Origin of the sequence: Pseudomonas sp. FG1 (assembly GCF_034313875.1) — a bacterium.
Taxonomy (GTDB): Bacteria; Pseudomonadota; Gammaproteobacteria; order Pseudomonadales; family Pseudomonadaceae; genus Aquipseudomonas; species Aquipseudomonas veronii.
This window is the reverse complement of record NZ_JAVIWP010000001.1, coordinates 1,209,727-1,228,175: the sequence shown is the minus strand read 5'-3', so window position 1 is coordinate 1,228,175 and position 18,449 is coordinate 1,209,727. Positions and strand designations below refer to the sequence as shown.

Annotated in this window: 19 protein-coding genes; 9 read left to right on the top strand and 10 right to left on the bottom strand. The window is 53.3% G+C overall.

Features of this window, described 5'->3' with window-relative positions; genetic code table 11:
• Positions 1–14 precede the first annotated feature (14 nt).
• The 3 genes from RGV59_RS05800 to RGV59_RS05790 all read left to right on the top strand — a co-directional run bounded on the left by RGV59_RS05800 (position 15) and on the right by RGV59_RS05790 (position 4,196).
• A complete protein-coding gene (locus tag RGV59_RS05800; protein ID WP_019821343.1) occupies positions 15–1,682 on the top strand; it encodes a TnsD family Tn7-like transposition protein in 1,668 nt (555 codons plus the stop codon).
• Between the two features lie 361 nt (positions 1,683–2,043).
• Positions 2,044–3,675 (top strand): TnsD family Tn7-like transposition protein, encoded by a 1,632-nt coding sequence (locus tag RGV59_RS05795; protein ID WP_158080547.1) that lies wholly within the window; start codon positions 2,044–2,046, stop codon positions 3,673–3,675.
• Between the two features lie 188 nt (positions 3,676–3,863).
• Positions 3,864–4,196, top strand: a complete 333-nt coding sequence (locus RGV59_RS05790; RefSeq protein ID WP_032874284.1) for a DUF2790 domain-containing protein — start codon at positions 3,864–3,866, stop codon at positions 4,194–4,196.
• A gap of 305 nt (positions 4,197–4,501) precedes the next feature.
• Here RGV59_RS05790 and RGV59_RS05785 read toward each other — a convergent pair whose 3' ends face one another.
• From RGV59_RS05785 to RGV59_RS05760, 6 genes are all read right to left on the bottom strand, one after another.
• Entirely contained in the window at positions 4,502–4,969 is a 468-nt protein-coding gene (locus tag RGV59_RS05785) for a DUF411 domain-containing protein (RefSeq protein WP_024078245.1), read from the bottom strand.
• The gene (locus RGV59_RS05780) at positions 4,959–5,774 is read right to left on the bottom strand and encodes a c-type cytochrome (protein ID WP_024078244.1); all 816 of its coding nucleotides are present in this window, start codon (positions 5,772–5,774) and stop codon (positions 4,959–4,961) included. Before RGV59_RS05780 ends, RGV59_RS05785 begins: the two co-directional genes overlap by 11 nt.
• Positions 5,775–5,783: 9 nt before the next feature.
• Positions 5,784–6,758, bottom strand: coding sequence for a copper resistance protein B (locus tag RGV59_RS05775; protein ID WP_019821351.1), 975 nt, complete (start codon positions 6,756–6,758; stop codon positions 5,784–5,786).
• Positions 6,730–6,978 (bottom strand): hypothetical protein, encoded by a 249-nt coding sequence (locus RGV59_RS05770; protein WP_154502361.1) that lies wholly within the window; start codon positions 6,976–6,978, stop codon positions 6,730–6,732. The genes RGV59_RS05775 and RGV59_RS05770 overlap by 29 nt, the downstream gene beginning before the upstream one ends.
• Positions 6,979–6,990: 12 nt before the next feature.
• On the bottom strand, positions 6,991–8,967 hold the full coding sequence (locus RGV59_RS05765) for a copper resistance system multicopper oxidase (RefSeq protein WP_024078243.1): 1,977 nt from the start codon (positions 8,965–8,967) through the stop codon (positions 6,991–6,993).
• Positions 8,968–9,184: 217 nt separating this feature from the next.
• Positions 9,185–9,391 (bottom strand): co-regulatory protein PtrA N-terminal domain-containing protein, encoded by a 207-nt coding sequence (locus RGV59_RS05760; protein WP_019821356.1) that lies wholly within the window; start codon positions 9,389–9,391, stop codon positions 9,185–9,187.
• 384 nt (positions 9,392–9,775) lie between these two features.
• On the opposite strand from RGV59_RS05760, the gene flgB reads away from it, so the two are divergent.
• Positions 9,776–10,189: a flagellar basal body rod protein FlgB gene (gene flgB / locus RGV59_RS05755; RefSeq protein ID WP_019821357.1), complete on the top strand. Its 414-nt coding sequence runs from the start codon at positions 9,776–9,778 to the stop codon at positions 10,187–10,189.
• A 118-nt stretch (positions 10,190–10,307) separates the two neighbouring features.
• Here flgB and RGV59_RS05750 read toward each other — a convergent pair whose 3' ends face one another.
• Positions 10,308–10,508 carry a heavy-metal-associated domain-containing protein gene (locus tag RGV59_RS05750; protein WP_019821359.1) on the bottom strand — a complete coding sequence of 67 codons (201 nt, stop codon included), beginning with the start codon at positions 10,506–10,508 and terminating at the stop codon, positions 10,308–10,310.
• A gap of 411 nt (positions 10,509–10,919) precedes the next feature.
• On the opposite strand from RGV59_RS05750, the gene RGV59_RS05745 reads away from it, so the two are divergent.
• From RGV59_RS05745 to RGV59_RS05735, 3 genes are all read left to right on the top strand, one after another.
• Positions 10,920–11,864, top strand: coding sequence for a chromate resistance protein ChrB domain-containing protein (locus RGV59_RS05745; RefSeq protein WP_024078242.1), 945 nt, complete (start codon positions 10,920–10,922; stop codon positions 11,862–11,864).
• Entirely contained in the window at positions 11,857–13,215 is a 1,359-nt protein-coding gene (chrA, locus tag RGV59_RS05740; protein WP_019821362.1) for a chromate efflux transporter, read from the top strand. Before RGV59_RS05745 ends, chrA begins: the two co-directional genes overlap by 8 nt.
• A gap of 83 nt (positions 13,216–13,298) precedes the next feature.
• On the top strand, positions 13,299–13,751 hold the full coding sequence (locus RGV59_RS05735) for a chromate resistance protein ChrB domain-containing protein (RefSeq protein WP_019821364.1): 453 nt from the start codon (positions 13,299–13,301) through the stop codon (positions 13,749–13,751).
• Positions 13,752–13,799: 48 nt separating this feature from the next.
• On the opposite strand, the gene RGV59_RS05730 is transcribed toward RGV59_RS05735, so the two are convergent.
• Positions 13,800–13,931 (bottom strand): YHYH domain-containing protein, encoded by a 132-nt coding sequence (locus tag RGV59_RS05730; RefSeq protein ID WP_094030665.1) that lies wholly within the window; start codon positions 13,929–13,931, stop codon positions 13,800–13,802.
• A gap of 286 nt (positions 13,932–14,217) precedes the next feature.
• Between RGV59_RS05730 and RGV59_RS05725 the strand changes: the two genes are divergently transcribed.
• Together RGV59_RS05725 and znuA are read left to right on the top strand one after the other, a co-directional pair.
• Positions 14,218–15,528, top strand: coding sequence for an MFS transporter (locus tag RGV59_RS05725; RefSeq protein ID WP_019821365.1), 1,311 nt, complete (start codon positions 14,218–14,220; stop codon positions 15,526–15,528).
• A gap of 242 nt (positions 15,529–15,770) precedes the next feature.
• Positions 15,771–16,760 carry a zinc ABC transporter substrate-binding protein ZnuA gene (znuA, locus tag RGV59_RS05720; protein WP_019821367.1) on the top strand — a complete coding sequence of 330 codons (990 nt, stop codon included), beginning with the start codon at positions 15,771–15,773 and terminating at the stop codon, positions 16,758–16,760.
• A 76-nt stretch (positions 16,761–16,836) separates the two neighbouring features.
• On the opposite strand, the gene RGV59_RS05715 is transcribed toward znuA, so the two are convergent.
• Both RGV59_RS05715 and RGV59_RS05710 read right to left on the bottom strand, forming a co-directional pair.
• Positions 16,837–17,334 (bottom strand): tetratricopeptide repeat protein, encoded by a 498-nt coding sequence (locus tag RGV59_RS05715; RefSeq protein ID WP_019821370.1) that lies wholly within the window; start codon positions 17,332–17,334, stop codon positions 16,837–16,839.
• A 280-nt stretch (positions 17,335–17,614) separates the two neighbouring features.
• Positions 17,615–18,412, bottom strand: coding sequence for a sulfite exporter TauE/SafE family protein (locus tag RGV59_RS05710; protein ID WP_019821372.1), 798 nt, complete (start codon positions 18,410–18,412; stop codon positions 17,615–17,617).
• Positions 18,413–18,449 lie beyond the last annotated feature (37 nt).

Genomic DNA, 18,449 nt, shown 5'->3' with positions numbered 1-18,449 from the left:
CGGGAGGTGGCGAAGTGCACCTTAAACTCCATTTCTTCCCCGCCGCGTTTCCCGACGAGACGCTGCACAGCGTGATTTCTCGCTATGCCCGTCTTTGCGGTGTTCGTAATTGCCAAGAAGCATTTGCCGGACTGAAATCGGCGGCAGCATTTTCGCAAAATGTGGCATTCCCAAGTCATTTAGGGGAGTTTGTCGACGCGCTACCCAGCGGTACCGAGCTATCGATAGCCGAGGTCCTCATGCGTCACACGCTATTACCCTACTATGCGCCGTTTTTGAGTATGAGCCAGGTAGAACACGCTCGGACGCTGATGACTGCCGATGGGAAGGGCTTGATGTTGAAGCTGGGCGTCAACGCGAGCCGTATTGGATTCGCCTCCCGAGTGCGGTTATGCCCAGAATGTATCGCCCAAGATCAGGCCCAACGGGGAGTTGCTTACTGGCACAGGGTCCACATGCTTCCAGGCGTGCTGGTATGTCCGCATCACGGCACGTCACTTAGGATCCTTGATCCTCGCTGGTCCAGCCGTAGCTCTCGACAACTCAATCTGCCGAGTGATGAGAATGTGCAAGCACACACGGTACTTCTCGATACCCCGTTGCTGCGCATGCCGCCGCTTCACGAAATAGCGTTGCGATCACTTCAGGTCATCGAGTCTGAAGTCAGTGCTTTGTCGGCGGAGGCGGTGCGCTACACGCTTTTACAAAGGGCAACGCAGCTTAACCTTGCCTCTGATAACCATCGCTTGCACCTGCACATGCTGGCGCAGCACATGGCCGATTTTTTTGCTGCACTCCCGCGAGAATGGGAATTTTCTATACTCGGAGAAGTTCGTGCAGGTACACCCGCCTCATGGGTCATGAAGCTGCTTCGTACGCCAATAACCTCCCACCATCCGCTCAAATACATTTTATTGGCCGGTGCTCTGGGCATTGACATGGTGAGCTTGCTGCATGGTCAACGCCCAATGAAACAGGCGGTGGCGTGTGGTCCGAAAGCTCACATTCGACTTCACACGCGCCTTTCTCCGGTGATGCCTGGTGAAGGCCTGGACTGTTCGTCAGCCGCTGTGTGGAAACATGCTCTTGAGGGAGCTGATGCCAAAAAGATCGCTGCCGTTCTAGGCGTTTCATTGGCGTATGTCTATCGTCACATCCGAAATGTAGCCGGCGGGCAAGGTGCTTGGAGGGAGGCACGATTTCACATTGAGCTATGCGCAAGACGCGCGGCTTTCGAGGCTGATTATCGCTTTTACAAAGCACATGCATGCAGGGGGTATGCGTGGCTGTATCGCCACGATAGGCAGTGGCTTTCGGAGTCAACTGTAAACCCAAGCCCCCATCGTACGCCCCGTCTAAATAGCGCCGAAATGTTCGCTGCCCTCGATGCGAGACTGGCCGAAGAAGTCCGTCAGTGTGCTGAAGCGCTTTATGCTCTTGCGGGTAAGCCTGTCCGCATCTCGCGTACCAGAATTGGCCGGGAGCTTCATGTTCTGTCTCGCTTCGAAAAGCAGCTCTGCAAGCTTCCTCTCTGTGCAGCAATGCTCGACAAAGTATGTGAATCAATCGAAGGCTTTCACGATAGGCGTCTGCGATGGGCTAGACGCAAATTGCTCTCGGAGGGCAAGCCTGTATCACGTTCTTCGCTCTACCGGGTCGCGAGCATTCGGCCCACGCTGTAATCCAGCCCGCCATTCCCTCCATCTAAAAAACGTTCTGAATTAATTCACCGTGAACACATTGTTTTTCTGTTAATGAAAATTTGCACCTTCCAGAATAGGTCCGGAATACGCATGATCACGATCAGCAAGTAAAATGTACTAACCTGCGAGCAATCGCCATGGGCTGACCTACGCGGGTTATCGATACGTGTGTTGTATTCAAGGAGTACGGTCGCGGCAGGGTTTAAATGAATTCACTACGATTCAAAGTTGAGCGGCTGTGTCATTTCCAAATCCAGGCCGGATACAGAATTTTACGGGTTGCATATATACTGCCCTCGGATGCACGTTCTCTTCGAGCCCTACCTTTAATCGGTAAATGATGTCTGATCTATTATTTTTCCCCGTATCGATGCCGGATGAAATGCTGCACTCTCGTGTCACCCGCTATCACTATCTGTCAGGCAATAGAACCGCGACAGAAACCTACCGCGATTTGTTCGCATCGAAACCCTTTTGCATTGGTGGCATCGTACCCAAGCAGATCGAGAGGCTCGCCCACAGGCTGCCGGGGCAATCGGAGAGCAATCTCGCAGAGCTGATCAGTAGCAACACGACTTTTCCTGCTTACCGACCTTTTCTTGGGGTTAAGCAGGGTCCGGAGAACAACGTAGGACCGCTCGGTTATGACGGGGTGGTACGGGTGCCCCGCAGAGAAGAGTCCACCCATGGCAAGGCTAAGCTTTGTCCTACCTGCGTTCAGGAGGATTTGATTGATCGGGGTTCTGCCTACTGGCATCGATCTCACCAGATACCCGGTGTTGCCGTCTGTTGGCGTCATGGCGACGCATTGATCCATGCCTGCCCCGAGTGCTCTCGCCCGTTCTACCGAAAATTGAAGCTACTTCCCAATCTGACTGAGCCATGCGCGTGCGGCTGGAGCCCCTTAAACAGCGCAGCGACTCACAAGGGCTCAAATCTGGAACAGAAAGTCGCCCTGTTCGCACACGATATCTTGCAACGCAATATTCCTCCGATAGGCAGTACGGTATTAAGTTCGTGCTACGTCCGCCAATGCAAGAAACGCGGATTCATTTTCGGAAAAAATGCGGGTATCGCAAAACTATTCGACAGCATCCAAAGCGCTTACGGCGATGAGCTTTTGTCGCAGATTGATCCAGCCTATAACACCGGGAAGCATGAGCAATGGATCCGGCTCAAATCAGACAAAGGTCAGCTAAATATGCCGCTCGCGCGGCATTTGATCATTGCTCTTCATTTGTTTTCCAGTGCAGATGACTTTGAAGAGGCTCTGAAGAATGAGTCTATCCTGCTGAGTGCCTCTATTTCTCCGCGAGTTCCCAAAGGCGAAGAATCGCATCCTAACCAAAAAACTAGATATCGCCAAAAAATTGAGTTGCTTTTAGCGCTACGTGCCGACGCCGATGTCGAGTACCTCTGGAAGAAAGCGTACAAACCTACGCAATGGATTCTAGAAAATGATAACGCATGGTTAATGGCAAAACTCCGTGCACCTAAAAAAGTTGCAGTTACGGCCGAGAAGTCTGTCGACTCTAGAGACGGCGCGTATGCAGCCCTTATCGAAGCGGGCGTAGATGAGCTATACAAAGTTACGAAAGATCCGAAGAGAGTGAACATTCGGAATTTGCAATCGCTGCTCCCAAGTTCGTTACCTCATGAACTGGATCTGCGCAAGCAGAAGTTTCCCCTTACTTATCAACAGATCAAGATTCATCAAGAGTCAGTATGGCATTTCCGTCTAAGAACTTTGGTGTGGACTGTCTCTGAACTCATCAGGATGAAGCTCCCGGTGAATTACTCGACGGTAAGATTGACCTCAGCGGTAGCAAGCAAGGTTTTCCTGGTTTTTTCCAGTTTCTTCGAGTGGGATCTGGAAAGCTTGGCAAGAACCGGAGTCGACGCGGAGGCCTTGCTCAGATCTACCGGCGTATCGAGGAATTGGGAGGGACCACCGGTTCCAATAAGCTTTTGAGGGCATCTGTATTCCGTCAGCGTCTGCCAACCTCAGGTGATAATAAAAATCCCATCTGGCTCCTAAGCGTAGACGCGGAGCAGGGTCCACCTTTCACATTAGTAACATTCGCGGCAGCTTTCTGAAAGCTTTCACTTGTTACTCTTTAACTCAGAAATAATTGAGCTCTGGAGATAATTATGAAAGCAATGACAGCAATGAAAGGATTTTTTGCCGCTACTATTTTGACCTTATCTGCTTTGGCCATGGCTGAGGGAGGCGGTGACCGCGTTTATGGTCGAATGATGCAAGAGAACCAACAGGCAATGGAACAATACGCCTCAAGAAATGGTAAGACACCTCCTGAAATTGTTCATTATGAATATGGTATGAACCTCGATATCCAGAAGGTCGTCAGTGTCACACAAGCCAATAAAACCTGTGGTATTGCTCCTTCGCGCATGACCTACGAAGACTCTACCGGCAAGCTTAACACCGTGGAATATAAGGTTATGGCCGACAACTGCCCACATGGAAGCTAGACCATGCAAATTATTTAAGCGCAACATAATTTTCCGTTTGTCCGAACAAGCTTACTGCCCGCTGACGTAGAAGTAATTTTCAGGACAGGCTGAAGTTATCCATTTTATGAAATCATCTCTGTCAGTTGAAAGGTTTCTAACGCGCAGTGAAGTATTGCTCAACCACCAGATACATCCCGCCTCCTTGTTTCTCCTTTGGTTTGGGAGGCGGTTTAGGCGCCCTAGTGGCGCCTTTTTTACGTTCAAAATGAGCTATGTCCTCTGCACTGCCATGACCCTGACCATGCAGGAACAAGATTAGAAGATCAGTTTCCGGGGTATTCAGCAATGACGTGGTCTGTGCCTGCTTTGGACAAGCCGATTACCTTATAAGCGTCATGTTTCCCGTCCACTTCCATTCCTGGGGAGCCGGCCGGCATGCCAGGAACGGCGATCCCGAGAAGGTCGTCACGTTTGCTCATCGCAATGATTTGCTCGGCGGGCACGTGACCTTCAACAAACTTTCCATTGATCATTGCTGTGTGGCAGGACGAGAGTCGTGGAGCAACACCGAGATCCTGCTTGACCGCGCTCATGTTGGTTTCTACATGATCAACGACGGTGAAGCCGTTAGCTTCAAGGTGCTGGATCCACTTCTTGCAGCATCCACAGTTAGCGTCACGATGGACGTCGATCGTCAGCGACTCTGCTGCATGACCAGCTGAACTGATAAACAGAGCCGCAAATGCAGCGAGGCGAAGTGCCCGACCGGGACGAAGAAAGTTATTTCGCATGGGTATGTTCCTTCCCATCAGCGTGGGTATGAGTTTTTGGCTGAGTGGCCGGAGTTTCAGGGGCGTCATGTGAAGCCTCCACAACCTGAGGATGGGCGTGTTCGGTACTTTCATCCTGAGAAGGCGCTGCGGCCGCCTCATGGGCATGAGCGCTGTTTCTCTCGCCATGATGGTCGCCTGCTTCGGCTATCTCTTCGGCTGCACTCGCGTCATGATGCCCCGCGACAACGCCTTTTTGGCCCTCATGCTGGCCTTCATGGTTATGCATTTTGCTCTCACCGCCACCGTGTTGATGACCACCGCTGCTGGTTGCTAGAGCTTTGTATTGCTCTGCATCCAATGAAGGCAGTTGCTGGAGAAAAGCGACCATTCCCCATATGTAGGGATCGGCCATGCTTTTACCCCAAGCGGGCATGCCTGTGGATTTGATTCCATGCTTGATGATCCAGAAAGCTGCGGCAGGGTTTCCATCAACGCCCAGTTTTGAAAGATTCGGAGGTGCAGGGTAAAGGCTATTACTTAACTCGGTTCCTGCAATACCCGGAGCCAGATGGCAACCGATGCACATAGAGTTGTAGTTGCCAGCACCTGCGCGGATGAGAGCTTCTTCGCTCAGGTCGGGGACTTTAATGTCGCGTGAGCGCACTTCGATCGAGCGATCCCGAGCGGTGGAAAGTAGCGCGTAAACGGGATCGGAATGTGGTTCATCCGCCCCAACATTGATCACACCAAAATAAACCACGCCGGCACCTGTTATTGCGGCAACCACCCCGGCAGCAGTCAATGTTTTCAATGTTCTTTTCATGTCAGGCCCTCAAAACCACATCCGAATACCGGCGACAAACCGGGCCTCGTTGGCATCCTCTCCTTCATCGCTGGCCAGATCTGCCGTATTGCCGTAGGAGCGGCTCCAGCTAACACCAATGTAAGGGGCAAATTGGCGAACAATCTCATAACGCAATCGGAGCCCTACTTCGGTGTTTGCCAATCCAGACCCAATGCCGCGCTGGGGATCATTTTTTCCGTAAAAATTGGCTTCGGCCGTCGGCTGCAAGATCAGGCGATTGGTCAGCAGAATGTCGTAGTCGCCTTCCAATCGAGCAGCGGTTTGACCGTTCTCACCGATGTAGGCGGTCGCTTCGGCTTCAAAGTTATAGAGGGCCATGCCCTGAATACCGAGCGCTCCCCAAGTTTGTGGTGACCCGGGTTTGAAGTCTTGTCGTACGCCGGTGACGACATCCCACCATGGACCGATGGAGTGCCCCCAAAGTGCTGAGAGTTCAGCGTTTTCCGTTACGCCATTGGTACGTTCGCCTTCCGAGCGCAACCACAGTCGGTCAACGTCACCGCCGATCCATCCTTTTGCATCCCAGGCCAATGCACTACCGTTGTCAGCATCCTGGTACTCAAATTTATCCAGCAGCATGAAGGAATTTAGTTTTTTGTCGTGGACACCATGACCAGCGACATCTGGAAAGGCGGCTGCACGGTCAGCGTCGGTAAGTACGGGGACTGGGGTTCGACTGGTGGTAGTCGCCCCTCCATCCATACTTTCCATTCCGTCCATTTGCCCGTCATCCATACTCATCTTGCTGTGATCCATAGCCCCCATCTTGCTATGGTCCATAGCTCCGATTGAGCCGTGGTCCATCTTGGAGTGATCCATCTCTTCAGCGGCGTGAACCACGACAAAGAAAGCAGGACTGGTAGAGACTGCCAGTGCTATCAACGTTGGGCGTAAAAACTTACTGGTCATGATCTCAATCTGCCTTTTTGGTTTTTTGGTCATGATCCATCGACTCATGGCTCATCTTGCTGTGATCCATTGACCCGTGATCGGGCTTTGACTCGTTTGTCGCAGTTGGAGGCTTGCTCGTTGCTTCCGCAGGAGTAGCAGGTGAATGAACACTACTATCTTCGACTGCCAGCGCCACGGACGAGAGTCCACCCATCAAGCCGACGGCAAAGAGGCAACCGACCAGCGATTTACGATTTAGGTATGTGCTCACAGATCGTCTCCTTTACTCATCAACCCGTACTTCACGGAACATGCCCATTTCCATATGGAAAAGCAGGTGGCAGTGATAGGCCCAGCGACCTAAGGCATCGGCGGTGACTCGATAGCTGCGCTTGGTACCTGGTGGCATGTCGATTGTGTGCTTGCGCACCATGAACTTGCCGTTCTCATCTTCAAGGTCGCTCCACATGCCGTGAAGGTGGATGGGGTGGGTCATCATGGTGTCGTTCACCAGGGTGATACGCAGACGCTCCCCATACTTCAGACGAAGCGGCTCGGCGTCAGAGAATTTGATGCCGTTGAAGGACCACGAAAACTTCTCCATGTGACCGGTCAGATGAAGCTCAATGGTGCGATTGGGCTCGCGACCGTCAGGGTCTTGGAAGGTGCTTTTCAGGTCTGAGTAGGTGAGCACTCGACGACCATTGTTTCGTAACCCGATGCCTGGATCGTTTAGCTTGGGCGTTGGGTTCATGGCTTGCATGTCAACCAACGGGTTGTTGGTTTCGGACGCTGGGTGAGTTTGCATTTCGCCACCCATACCGCCCATCCCTGCCATCTTGCTGTGGTCCATGCCAGCCATGTTGGACATGTCGCCTTTGTCCATTCCCGCCATCTTGCTGTGGTCCATGCCGGCCATGTTGGACATGTCGCCTTTGTCCATTCCCGCCATCTTGCTGTGGTCCATACCGGCCATGTTAGTCATGTCACCGCTGTCCATGCCGGTCATCCCGGTCATGTCACTTTGGTCCATTCCCGCCATTTTGCTGTGGTCCATGCCCGCCATGCCTGACATGTCACCTTGTTTCATATCGCCGCCGCCCATACCAGCCATGCTGCCATGGTCCATGCCCGCCATACCGCCCATACCCATGTCATCCATGGTCAAAAGCGGCCGAGGATCGATCGCAGGTACCTGTGCCTTTAATCCTTCGCGAACTGCCAAGGTTCCACGTGCATAACCGGTTCTATCCATGGACTGGGCGAAGATTGTGTAAGCTTCTTCGCTGGCAGGTTCTACGATCACGTCATACGTTTCTGCCACGGCGATGCGGAATTCATCGACGCTGACTGGTTCGACATGTTGGCCGTCAGCCGCCACAACGGTCATTTTCAAACCAGGGATGCGGACGTCGAAATAGCTCATAGCTGAGCCGTTGATAAAGCGCAGGCGCAGCTTCTCGCCCGGCTTGAAAATACCGGTCCAGTTACCGTTAGGCGCCTGGCCATTCATGAGATAGGTGTAAGTATCCCCACTGACGTCTGCGAGATCAGTGGGGTTCATTTTCATTTCAGCCCACATCTTCCGGTCGGCCACGGCAGCAGACCAACCTTGCTTGCTGACGTCGTCGATAAAGTCGCCCACGGTACGTTTGTGGTGATTGTAGTAGTCCGATTGCTTCTTGAGCTTGGCCATGACGCGACTAGGATCTTCATCGGTCCAGTCAGTCAACATCACCACATAATCGCGGTTGTATTGAAAAGGTTCAGGCTCTTTCGAGTCGATGACGATTGGACCGTAAACGCCTGCCTGCTCCTGCAAACCAGAGTGGCTGTGGTACCAGTACGTACCGTTCTGATGCACCTTGAATTTGTACTCGTACATGCCATCGGGCGCGATGCCATGGAAACTCAAACCCGGTACACCGTCCATATTGGCGGGCAGAATGATCCCGTGCCAATGAATGGAGGTGTCTTGGTCTAGGCGATTTTTCACACGCAGTGTGACCGTCTCGCCTTCGCGCCAGCGCAGCAAAGGTCCGGGCAACGAACCATTGATGGTCATGGCTGTGCGCGGCGAGCCAGTTATGTTTACAGGGGTTTCACCAATAAACAGATCAAATTCGTTACCGGTGAGAACGCTCGGCAGACCAGGACTGGTCACTGCCCATACAGGAGTGCGCCACAGACCCAGGCCGCCGAGAATGCCACCAGCGGCCAGGCCTTTAACGAATGTCCGCCTAGAGGTTTTGGAATGCATGCCGTTTATGTCCGATCAGTCAAAAGGGAAGCCGTGCGAAACAACCAATGAGTTGCTCAAACAGGTGAAGGCACTCTCTCGGGGGGTGTAATGAGCCCGAATGAGCTCGCTCGCCGTCACTAAAAACGAGTTCTTACGGCAAGCGAGCTCAGAAATTGCCACATTTGAACCACCACAGTGATTACATTTCTGTCAGCTTGGGAGCGCAGCAAGCTATTCAGCAATTCTTGTGATCCGTCGATTTGGCTTGGCTTTCTGCGATGGGAGGTTGGGTGCTTTGCTTTTGGGCTACTTGATACGATTCCATTGAATTATTCCTAGCCGCTTCCATACGTGCGAACGCCCGGTCACCACCGCCTTCAGCCATTGCCAAAGAAGAGACGGTCAGGGCTGCGATGACGAACAAAGTTTTGATGGGGTTCATTTGAATTTCCTCGGATGAGTATTGGTAACCCCCGAATCCACATCAAGTGATGATTCTTAGGGGTGAGCTTAAGGCTCAATAGGACTATAAGACTCATCCCCTGTCAGGAACCTTAGGTGAATATTACAGTTGTGTCAGGTTGCGATATTTCTCTTGAGGAACACGCTATTTAATCCGTAAGGTCTCGATCTTCCAGCGTCACACCGCTATTTACTGAGTATCAGTTTGAGGTGCGTGACTTTGTAAGTTTCCGTTAACTTTCAAGGGGAAGATGTTTTTTTAGTTTCTTTACTGGAACTGCATATCTGAACCTGGATGCACCGCGTCAACACTTAAGTGTTCGATGTTCATGGGAAATAGTAGCGCTACTGAGGGTGATTTAGCGTGAGTATTAATTTTGAGAAAGCGCTTGGCTTCGCAGAAAGAGCGTTAATTTATCGTAGTCAAAGAGCTGAGATCCTGAGTAACAATATCGCAAACGCTGATACGCCGAACTTCAAGGCCCGAGACTTAGATTTTTCTACTGTGCTTGCAAGCCAGACAACAGAAACTCCTGCTACTCCGTTTTATTTGAAAACAACAAATGTAAAACACGTTACCGAAAAAGAATCAGCAGGTGATATTTACGGAGGTGCGTTGCTTTACAGCACACCAGCTCAACCTGCCATTGATCAAAATACTGTCGATCAGCAGGTCGAGGTCGCAAAATACACAGAAAATGGAATACGTTTCGACGCCGCTTTTACTCGGTTGAATGGAGCATTCAAAGGTTTGCTCAAAGCTCTGCGAGGTGATTAGTAGCGCAAGGGCTTGCGAGCGGTAATTGTGGCCGACGCGGCTGCTTCGGTACTCCCTGAGGGTTCACCAAGGGGAGCCCCCTGCATACGGGGCTCTGACTAGGGGCAGGTGTCAGCATTCAAGCGCTGATCTGAGAAGGAAAACCTAACGCCTCGACAGCTTTACGAATCTGCTCTGGGCTTTCGCTGCTTTCAACACTCACCTTACCGGCTGACCGATCCACGGAAACCGTAGCTTCGTTGTCCAGTGACTGAATCGCTTTGGTAATTTTGCTGACGCAACTGCCGCAACCAATGCCTGATACATCTAAGACGAACATGGTTATTCCTCTCGTGCTGAGCGGTCTCTTTTCACCGCACCGACAGCATCAACGTTGACACGATGGCAAGGTCAATAGTTATCTGTTTCGGGTTGTGAGCGTCATTCATGGGTAATTGCACAGTCTGGACCACCCTTTTGCATTTGACCTAACCAGCCATTTGCATCGGATTCGACCAGTACGCTTCTTGGCCATGACCGGCAGAGAACGGCCAAAACCGGACGCTCATCACGAACGTCTGAAGCTTGAAAGCCTGACTGACAGGCCAACACGCACAGCACCTATTAACCCTGCCTTCGCAACCCCTTCTCCAGTTGGTCTCGCCAAAACCCTAGCTCTATAGGGCGGCTTTCCAAACGCCAAGATTAGGAGTAATGTAATACTGACTACATATTAAATAGCTATCTCTACATGAAAAATTGGCTGACTCTGATTCTTGGCTTACCCACCGCTAATGCCACCGAACGCATGCGGGCTTGGCGCGCTTTGAAAGCTTCAGGTGCGGCAGTTTTGCGCGATGGTGCTTACCTGCTGCCTGATACCGGTGTCTGTCGTGAAGCGTTAGCGTCTGTCGAACGCGACATCCTGGCCATCAACGGCACCGCTTACGTCTTGCCCGTCGTCGATTCTCACGGTGAGCGCTTTGTCGAGCTGTTCGACCGTAGCGAGGACTACACCAAGCTACGCACTGAGATCGAAGCATGCCGTGCACAGCTCAATGCTGAGAACGCACTGGCCACCACCAAGCAGATTCGCAAGCTGCGCAAAGCCTACGAACAACTGGTCAACATCGATTACTTTCCAGGTAAGCCGAAGCAGCAAATTAATTTGGCTTTGCAGGAGCTAGAGACAGCGGTTAGCAGGGCCCTGTCTCCGGATGAGCCACACAGCAGCAACCAAACAATAACGACACTCTATGTTGATGATTATCAGGGACGCGTCTGGGCAACACGCAAGCGTCCCTGGGTCGACCGACTGGCGTGTGCCTGGCTCATTCGTCGCTTCATTGACGCGCAAGCTCAGATCCTCTGGCTGAACACGCCACAGGACTGTCCAGTCGGTGCCCTGGGTTTTGATTTCGATGACGCAACCTTCAGCCATGTTGGTAACCGCGTCACCTTCGAAACCCTACAAGCCAGTTTTGAGCTTCAAGAGCCCGGCCTAAACCGTATCGCCGCATTGGTGCACTACCTCGATATCGGAGGTATCCAGCCGGTGGAGGCTGCCGGTATCGAACGGGTGCTGGCAGGGCTACGTGAAACCATTACCCATGACGACCATCTGCTGGCAGCTGCAAGTGCCATCTTCGATGGCCTGCTCGCCGGGTTCGTGAAAGAGGAGCAACCCAATGAGTAAGGTTTTGGCACCAGAGGTTGAAGAGGATATGTCGAGGCCTGAACCGATTAGTCTGCGTGAGGCGTTCTGGTTCTGGCTGAAGCTCGGCTTCATCAGTTTCGGCGGGCCAGCCGGACAGATCTCGATCATGCACCAGGAGCTGGTGGAACGGCGACGCTGGATTTCCGAGCGCAGATTCCTGCATGCCCTCAATTACTGCATGTTGTTGCCTGGGCCTGAAGCTCAGCAGTTAGCAACCTACATTGGCTGGCTAATGCATCGAACCTGGGGCGGAGTTATTGCGGGTGCTTTGTTTGTACTGCCCTCACTTTTCATCCTGATCGCTCTTTCGTGGATGTATATCGCCTTTGGCGATGTCCCCGCGGTGGCCGGACTTTTCTATGGGATCAAACCCGCCGTAACGGCCATCGTGGTGCAGGCGGCACATAGAATCGGCTCTCGGGCATTGAAGAACAATTGGCTGTGGGCAATAGCGGCGGCTTCATTTACCGCGATCTTTGCATTCAATGTTCCGTTCCCGCTGATCGTCTTGGGGGCCGCGTTAATCGGCTATGTCGGAGGTCGCCTGGCTCCCGAGAAGTTCAGAGCTGGGGGGCATAGCGCCGCCAAAAAGTCCTTCGGCCCAGCCTTGATCGATGACGACACTCCGTCCCCGGAACATGCCCGGTTCAGCTGGTTGAAATTGGCATCGCTCGCACTGATCGGCGCCGTGCTATGGGCTTTGCCGATGGGGATTTTGACCGCCCTCTTTGGTTGGGAAGGAACCTTGACCCAGATGAGCTGGTTCTTTACCAAGGCGGCATTACTGACCTTTGGCGGAGCCTACGCAGTGCTCCCATACGTCTACCAAGGCGCGGTCGGTCACTATGGCTGGCTAACCCCGACGCAGATGATCGACGGGCTGGCTCTGGGGGAAACCACGCCAGGGCCGCTGATCATGGTGGTGGCTTTCGTCGGCTTTGTCGGGGCCTATGTCTTGCAAGTATTCGGTGCCGATCAAGTATTTCTGGCGGGAGCTGTGGCCGCCGCCCTAGTGACCTGGTTCACCTTTCTACCATCGTTCCTGTTCATCCTCGCGGGTGGCCCGCTGGTGGAGTCGACCCACAACGAACTCAAGTTCACGGCACCCCTTACCGCCATTACGGCGGCGGTGGTGGGAGTTATCCTCAATCTGGCGTGTTTCTTCGGCTATCACGTACTTTGGCCGAAAGGCTTCAGCGGTAACCTGGACTGGCCCTCCGCGTTGATCGCGATTGCTGCGGCGATTGCCTTGTTCCGCTTCAAGCGAGGCGTCATTCAGGTACTGATGGCCTGCGCGCTCGTCGGGTTGGCTGTGCATTTGCTGCGCTAGAAAGCATGAATTGATTAGCAATCTTTGGCGGGCATTGGGCTCGCCTGACCACCCAGCCTATTGAGCTAGGCAGGAGGTGTTCCATGAGGTGGATTACCCGTGAACGACCCAAGATCGATCGGGTTGCTTGTCCTTGGCTGATCACTCGCTTTATCGATCCACAGGCCGAGTTCTTGTACGTACCCAGCGGTGATGTGCTGCGGATTGCAGCTGAGAAAGATGCGACACCCTACGACATTCCGGGCGTAGAGCTTACCCATGAGGGTGAGTTGTGCAGCTTCGACGCGTTTGTGAAGAAGTACCAGCTCAATGAGCCCGCCTTGCAGCAGCTCGCGAAGATCGTGCGGGGAGCAGATACCTCTCGTCTGGATCTGACGCCACAATCGGCTGGGCTGTACGCCATCTCACTGGGGCTGTCGCAGCGATATTCCGATGATCATGAAATGCTTTCGCATGGACTGATCCTGTACGACGCGCTTTATGCCTGGTGCAAGGAATGCCAAGGTGAATCGCACAACTGGCCTCCTCAAATGTAAAGAGACCAGCTCGCACTGAAGCCCAGCCTAGCGCTGGGCTTTTGCCGTTTAGTGGCAGTGGTAGTCGTTCGTTTTATGGTTGCGATGGCAACCTTTTGAATCAGTACCACCACTATGCGCGAAGGCAGCAGCGGACGAAATCGAAAGTAAAGCGGCGATCAAAAGGGCAGACAGTTTCATCAGGGCTTGCTCCATGCTCATGTTTTTATACTCGTGAGACCTCTCACGCCTTGCAGAGTATGGCCAATTGCCTTCATCGAGCAAGCAACTTCCTCGCTGTTTCCCTGACATTCGATGAAAGGCTGAGTGCCTATTTCTTGAGCTGTCCCCGCCTCTAGTTTAGGATGTTGTGATATCCCCCTAGGGAGGATATAAGAACATCTATAAACGAGAAACTCGTTGCTCTCTTTCTTCGAGAAATGCTCGACAATCTAGTGGTCACACGCCTCTCCATGTGAGATTTCTCATGCTGAAAATCCTAGCCAACCGCACCTACCGTCATCTCTTTCTCGCCCAAGTAATCGCGCTCGTAGGGACTGGACTCGCCACCGTCGCGCTGGGGCTACTGGCATTCGATCTTGCGGGCGCCCAAGCGGGCGCCGTCCTCGGTACAGCCTTGGCGATTAAAATGACGGCCTACATCGGCGTGGCGCCGATTGCCGCCGCTTTTGCAGAACGCCTACCCCGTCGAGCGATGCTGGTCTCGCTGGATTTGATACGTGCCGTGGTTGCACTGGCGTTGCCGTTCGTGACCGAAGTCTGGCAAATCTATGTGCTGATTTTCGTCCTTCAGTCCGCCTCGGCAGCGTTCACTCCGACGTTCCAGGCGACCATTCCAGACATACTGCCGGATGAGGACGATTACACCCGCGCCTTGTCGCTATCACGTCTCGCCTACGATCTTGAAAGTGTCGCCAGCCCAATGCTCGCCGCCGCGTTGCTGACCGTGATCAGCTTCCATAACCTGTTCGCCGGCACCGTCATCGGGTTCCTTGCCTCAGCGGCCTTGGTCGCCACAGTACTCCTGCCAAAGGCGAAACCGACGCCACGACGCAGCATCTACGAACGAACCACTCGTGGCCTGCGCATATTCCTGGCCACTCCTCGCTTGCGGGGGCTGCTGGCTCTCAATCTGACGGTAGCGGCTGCTAGTGCAATGGTCATCGTCAACACCGTAGTGCTGGTGCAGTCGCGCTTCGCTCTGCCTCAGAGTTCTACGGCATTAGCGCTGGCTGCGTTTGGTGGCGGCTCGATGGTCGCTGCCCTGGTCTTGCCTCGATTGTTGAAAAACATCAAAGACCGAACGGCCATGCTGTTTGGCGGAGGCATATTGGTCGCAGGCTTAGCGGTTGGCATCAACCTGACCACCTACAACTTTCTGCTGCCGCTGTGGATGGTGCTTGGGGTGGGCTACTCCTTGGCCCAGACTCCGAGCGGTCGACTGTTGCGTCGCTCTGCACATGCCGAAGATCGCCCGGCGTTGTTTGCCGCCCAATTTGCGCTATCCCATGCCTGCTGGTTGATTACCTACCCATTGGCGGGATGGCTGGGTGCCAACATCAGCCTCACGGCCTCGTTTGTTGGGCTCGTTGTCGTGGCAGGTAGCGCATTGGCGGTCAGCATCGTGATCTGGCGTCCGGCCCATGATCAAGAGAGTATCAGGCACAGCCATGAGAATCTGTCGGATGACCATACTCACCTGGACGGACACAGCGGCACCGATCATGAACATCCATATGTCATTGATGATCAACATCGTCGCTGGCCGAATAGGTAACCGCGTCAACACCTGCTTTAAGGCTGCTCCAGGCAAACTGCATGATTGGCCGCCAAAATCTGAAGAGACCAGCTCGCCCTGAAAGTCAGCCTGGAGCAGGCCGGTTCCTCGAAGCACTGCCGTGGGAGTACTGCGTGCTGCAAAGCAACGGCAGATATGCACTCCATCGCTCAATCCAGAATTCACGGATCGACTTGAACATGCCGGCTGATCGGTATGTTATTATGTAACTATAAAAATCAATGAGTGATGCCGCCTTGCCTCGCCTCTCTTCCCTTTTGCCCGCCGTGACCCTGACTTGGTTGGTGGCCGCCTCGGCCTTCGCCGAACCCCGTGTTCTAACCAGCATCAAACCGCTGCAACTCATTGCTGCGGCCGTGCAGGACGGTGTCGGGACACCTGATGTGTTACTACCAGCCGGTGCTTCACCTCACCATTACACGTTACGTCCTTCGGACTTGCGTCAGGTAAAAGAAGCAGACCTGGTTTACTGGATCGGGCCAGACTTGGAGGGCTTTCTGCCTACCGTACTTGAGGGCCGAAAGGGCAAGAGCGTGGCTGTGCAGGACATGCAGGGGCTGCACCTAAGGCATTTTGGCGAGGAGCATCGACATGACGACGAGCCTGTCGGAGATCAATCTGAGGGGCATGATGCAAAAGAGCAGGCAACAGAATTGCAGGTCGATAATCATGACCAACTTCATCGACCCGGTGCACTGGATGCCCACCTCTGGCTGAGACCTGAGAATGCACGGTTGATCGCCAAACACATGGCTTCGGATCTGGCTCTTGTCGATCCAGGCAATGCCGCTCGCTACCAAGCAAATCTGGATGCCTTCGAGCAACGCTTAAAAACCCTCGATATCAAACTAAAAGCGCGCCTCAAGCCGCTGGAAGGCAAACCGTTCTTCGTCTTCCACCAGGCTTTCGACTACTTTGAGGAGGCCTACGGATTGCAGCACACTGGAGTTTTCGCAATCAACGCCGAGGTCCCGCCTGGTGCACGCCACGTCGCAGAGATGCGAGAGCGCCTCAAGGCTGCTGGACCTACCTGTATATTTAGCGAACCACCCATGCGTCCACGTCTGGCGCAAACCTTGAGCGATGGCCTGCCAGTGCATTTTGCCGAACTAGATGCGCTGGGCTTTGGTCTAAAACCCTTGTCCAACAACTACGAGCAATTGCTGATGAATCTCAGCGATGGTCTTGCTGGGTGTCTTGATCAACTTTGAAATGGAATTATGCATACGATTGAGCCGAACTGGATGATGATCGGCACAATATTTCGGGCCATAGGTCATCGCCTTTTCAGTGAAGATACGCATCTATGGCTTTGATGGGATTGCCAGACATGTCCTGCGTCAGCTTCTGCGCGGCCTCAATCTCTTGTGGCGTCATTGAAGCGGTAATCCTATCGCGCTCTTCTAACGCAATGCTGTCAGGAGCGCTCGCGGCCGCCAGGCTAAAGAGCGCATAAGCTACCACGTGATTCTGCGGCACCCCATAACCATTGGCGTATAGCACTCCGAGGTTGGATCGAGCGAGGGCTGCCCCCTGCTCGGCAGCGAGGCGATACCACTTGATGGCCTCCTTGAAGTCCTGCGGCACGCCTTTGCCCTGGACGTACATCATTCCGAGGTTGGATTGTGCGGCAGCGTTGCCCTGTTCAGCTAAAGGTCGCCATTCACGTAAAGCGGCGGTGAAATCTCCTCGCTGAAAAGCCGAGAAACCTTCATCGAAACCTGCATAGACCGTGTTCAGAACACCAAGCAGCACAAGGTAAACTGGTACATGGCGGGCGTGCATGGCGAATCCTGATTTTGTCTTGGAGCACTATCGATAATCCTAGCAAAGAATCCACCCGTCACCTTTAAGCCATGATCCGTATACCTACTTAAGGGATGTGCTGGCGTGGCCTCCTCTACCGCGAGCGAGTGAAATTGAAGAATTGCCGCCGCATAAGTGCGAACCACAAGGGCGGCCCAAGGTTGCCGTGCGCTCAGGTACTACTAAATTGAGGTTTTTGGCCAGACCAGTAAATTCGGTTCATGGGCGAGTGCCTTTCCCTTAGCGGCCGAGTCAAAGTTCAACTATGACGCCATACTTTTACCGAGGAAATCAGGAGAATGGCGGCGAGCAACGGGAGGAGATATGTTGTCGGGATCAGACCTAGTAATTGCCCGCCGATGAATGTTCCTATGATGGAACCCGCTGCCATGACCAGTATGAATGGCCGTTGAGCGCGGATTATCGAAAAGCTCTGGTCGCGGCTGTATCGCGTGAAACCCACAATCATTGTGGGCAGGCTCACAGCAAGTGAAAGACTGCCAGCGAGCTTGATGTCAGCACCGAATAGTAGAACGATTGTGGGTATTAACAACTCACCGCCAGCAACCCCCATCAATGCAGCAACTACTCCGATACCGAAGCCAACCACGATCCCGACTATAGCCAGTGTCTCGCCTTGAAGCAGGGCGACCCCAGTTGCGCTTGCCTCATGGCCGAACAGCAAAGCAACAGCGATGCCTACGAGCAGCACTGCCAAAACGCGGTACAAGGTTTTACTCTTGAGCTTGGTTGCCCATCCCGCTCCAAACCAAGCACCCGCAAGGCTTCCAGCCAGAAGCGTGACGATGATGTCCCACCGTTCAAAGACCGCAGAGTAGGGAACGCTGAATGCGCGAAATGGAAGAGCTGTGGCTACCACCACGAGGCTCATGGCCTTGTTGAGAATGACAGCCTCCAACGCACCGAAACCAAACAATCCGATGAGTAGTGGCAGCCTGAACTCTGCGCCACCCAAGCCAATCAGCCCACCTAGGGCACCGATAATAGTGCCGCTACCAAATACTATTGGTTTGTTTTTTTCTCTACTTGAGGTCATTGCTCATTTTTCTTTTCAGCGCCCTGAAACTACAAAG

Excerpts from the sequence above, each read along its gene's own strand:
- znuA (WP_019821367.1), top strand. The coding sequence starts at position 15,771 with ATGAGTGATGCCGCCTTGCCTCGCCTCTCTTCCCTTTTGCCCGCCGTG.
- RGV59_RS05760 (WP_019821356.1), bottom strand. The coding sequence starts at position 9,391 with ATGAACCCCATCAAAACTTTGTTCGTCATCGCAGCCCTGACCGTCTCT.
- RGV59_RS05735 (WP_019821364.1), top strand. The coding sequence starts at position 13,299 with ATGAGGTGGATTACCCGTGAACGACCCAAGATCGATCGGGTTGCTTGT.
- RGV59_RS05765 (WP_024078243.1), bottom strand. The coding sequence starts at position 8,967 with ATGCATTCCAAAACCTCTAGGCGGACATTCGTTAAAGGCCTGGCCGCT.
- RGV59_RS05795 (WP_158080547.1), top strand. The coding sequence starts at position 2,044 with ATGTCTGATCTATTATTTTTCCCCGTATCGATGCCGGATGAAATGCTG.
- RGV59_RS05780 (WP_024078244.1), bottom strand. The coding sequence starts at position 5,774 with ATGAAAAGAACATTGAAAACATTGACTGCTGCCGGGGTGGTTGCCGCA.
- RGV59_RS05750 (WP_019821359.1), bottom strand. The coding sequence starts at position 10,508 with ATGTTCGTCTTAGATGTATCAGGCATTGGTTGCGGCAGTTGCGTCAGC.
- RGV59_RS05710 (WP_019821372.1), bottom strand. The coding sequence starts at position 18,412 with ATGACCTCAAGTAGAGAAAAAAACAAACCAATAGTATTTGGTAGCGGC.
- RGV59_RS05785 (WP_024078245.1), bottom strand. The coding sequence starts at position 4,969 with ATGCGAAATAACTTTCTTCGTCCCGGTCGGGCACTTCGCCTCGCTGCA.
- chrA (WP_019821362.1), top strand. The coding sequence starts at position 11,857 with ATGAGTAAGGTTTTGGCACCAGAGGTTGAAGAGGATATGTCGAGGCCT.
- RGV59_RS05730 (WP_094030665.1), bottom strand. The coding sequence starts at position 13,931 with ATGAAACTGTCTGCCCTTTTGATCGCCGCTTTACTTTCGATTTCGTCC.
- RGV59_RS05745 (WP_024078242.1), top strand. The coding sequence starts at position 10,920 with ATGAAAAATTGGCTGACTCTGATTCTTGGCTTACCCACCGCTAATGCC.
- RGV59_RS05725 (WP_019821365.1), top strand. The coding sequence starts at position 14,218 with ATGCTGAAAATCCTAGCCAACCGCACCTACCGTCATCTCTTTCTCGCC.
- RGV59_RS05790 (WP_032874284.1), top strand. The coding sequence starts at position 3,864 with ATGACAGCAATGAAAGGATTTTTTGCCGCTACTATTTTGACCTTATCT.
- RGV59_RS05715 (WP_019821370.1), bottom strand. The coding sequence starts at position 17,334 with ATGCACGCCCGCCATGTACCAGTTTACCTTGTGCTGCTTGGTGTTCTG.
- RGV59_RS05775 (WP_019821351.1), bottom strand. The coding sequence starts at position 6,758 with ATGACCAAAAAACCAAAAAGGCAGATTGAGATCATGACCAGTAAGTTT.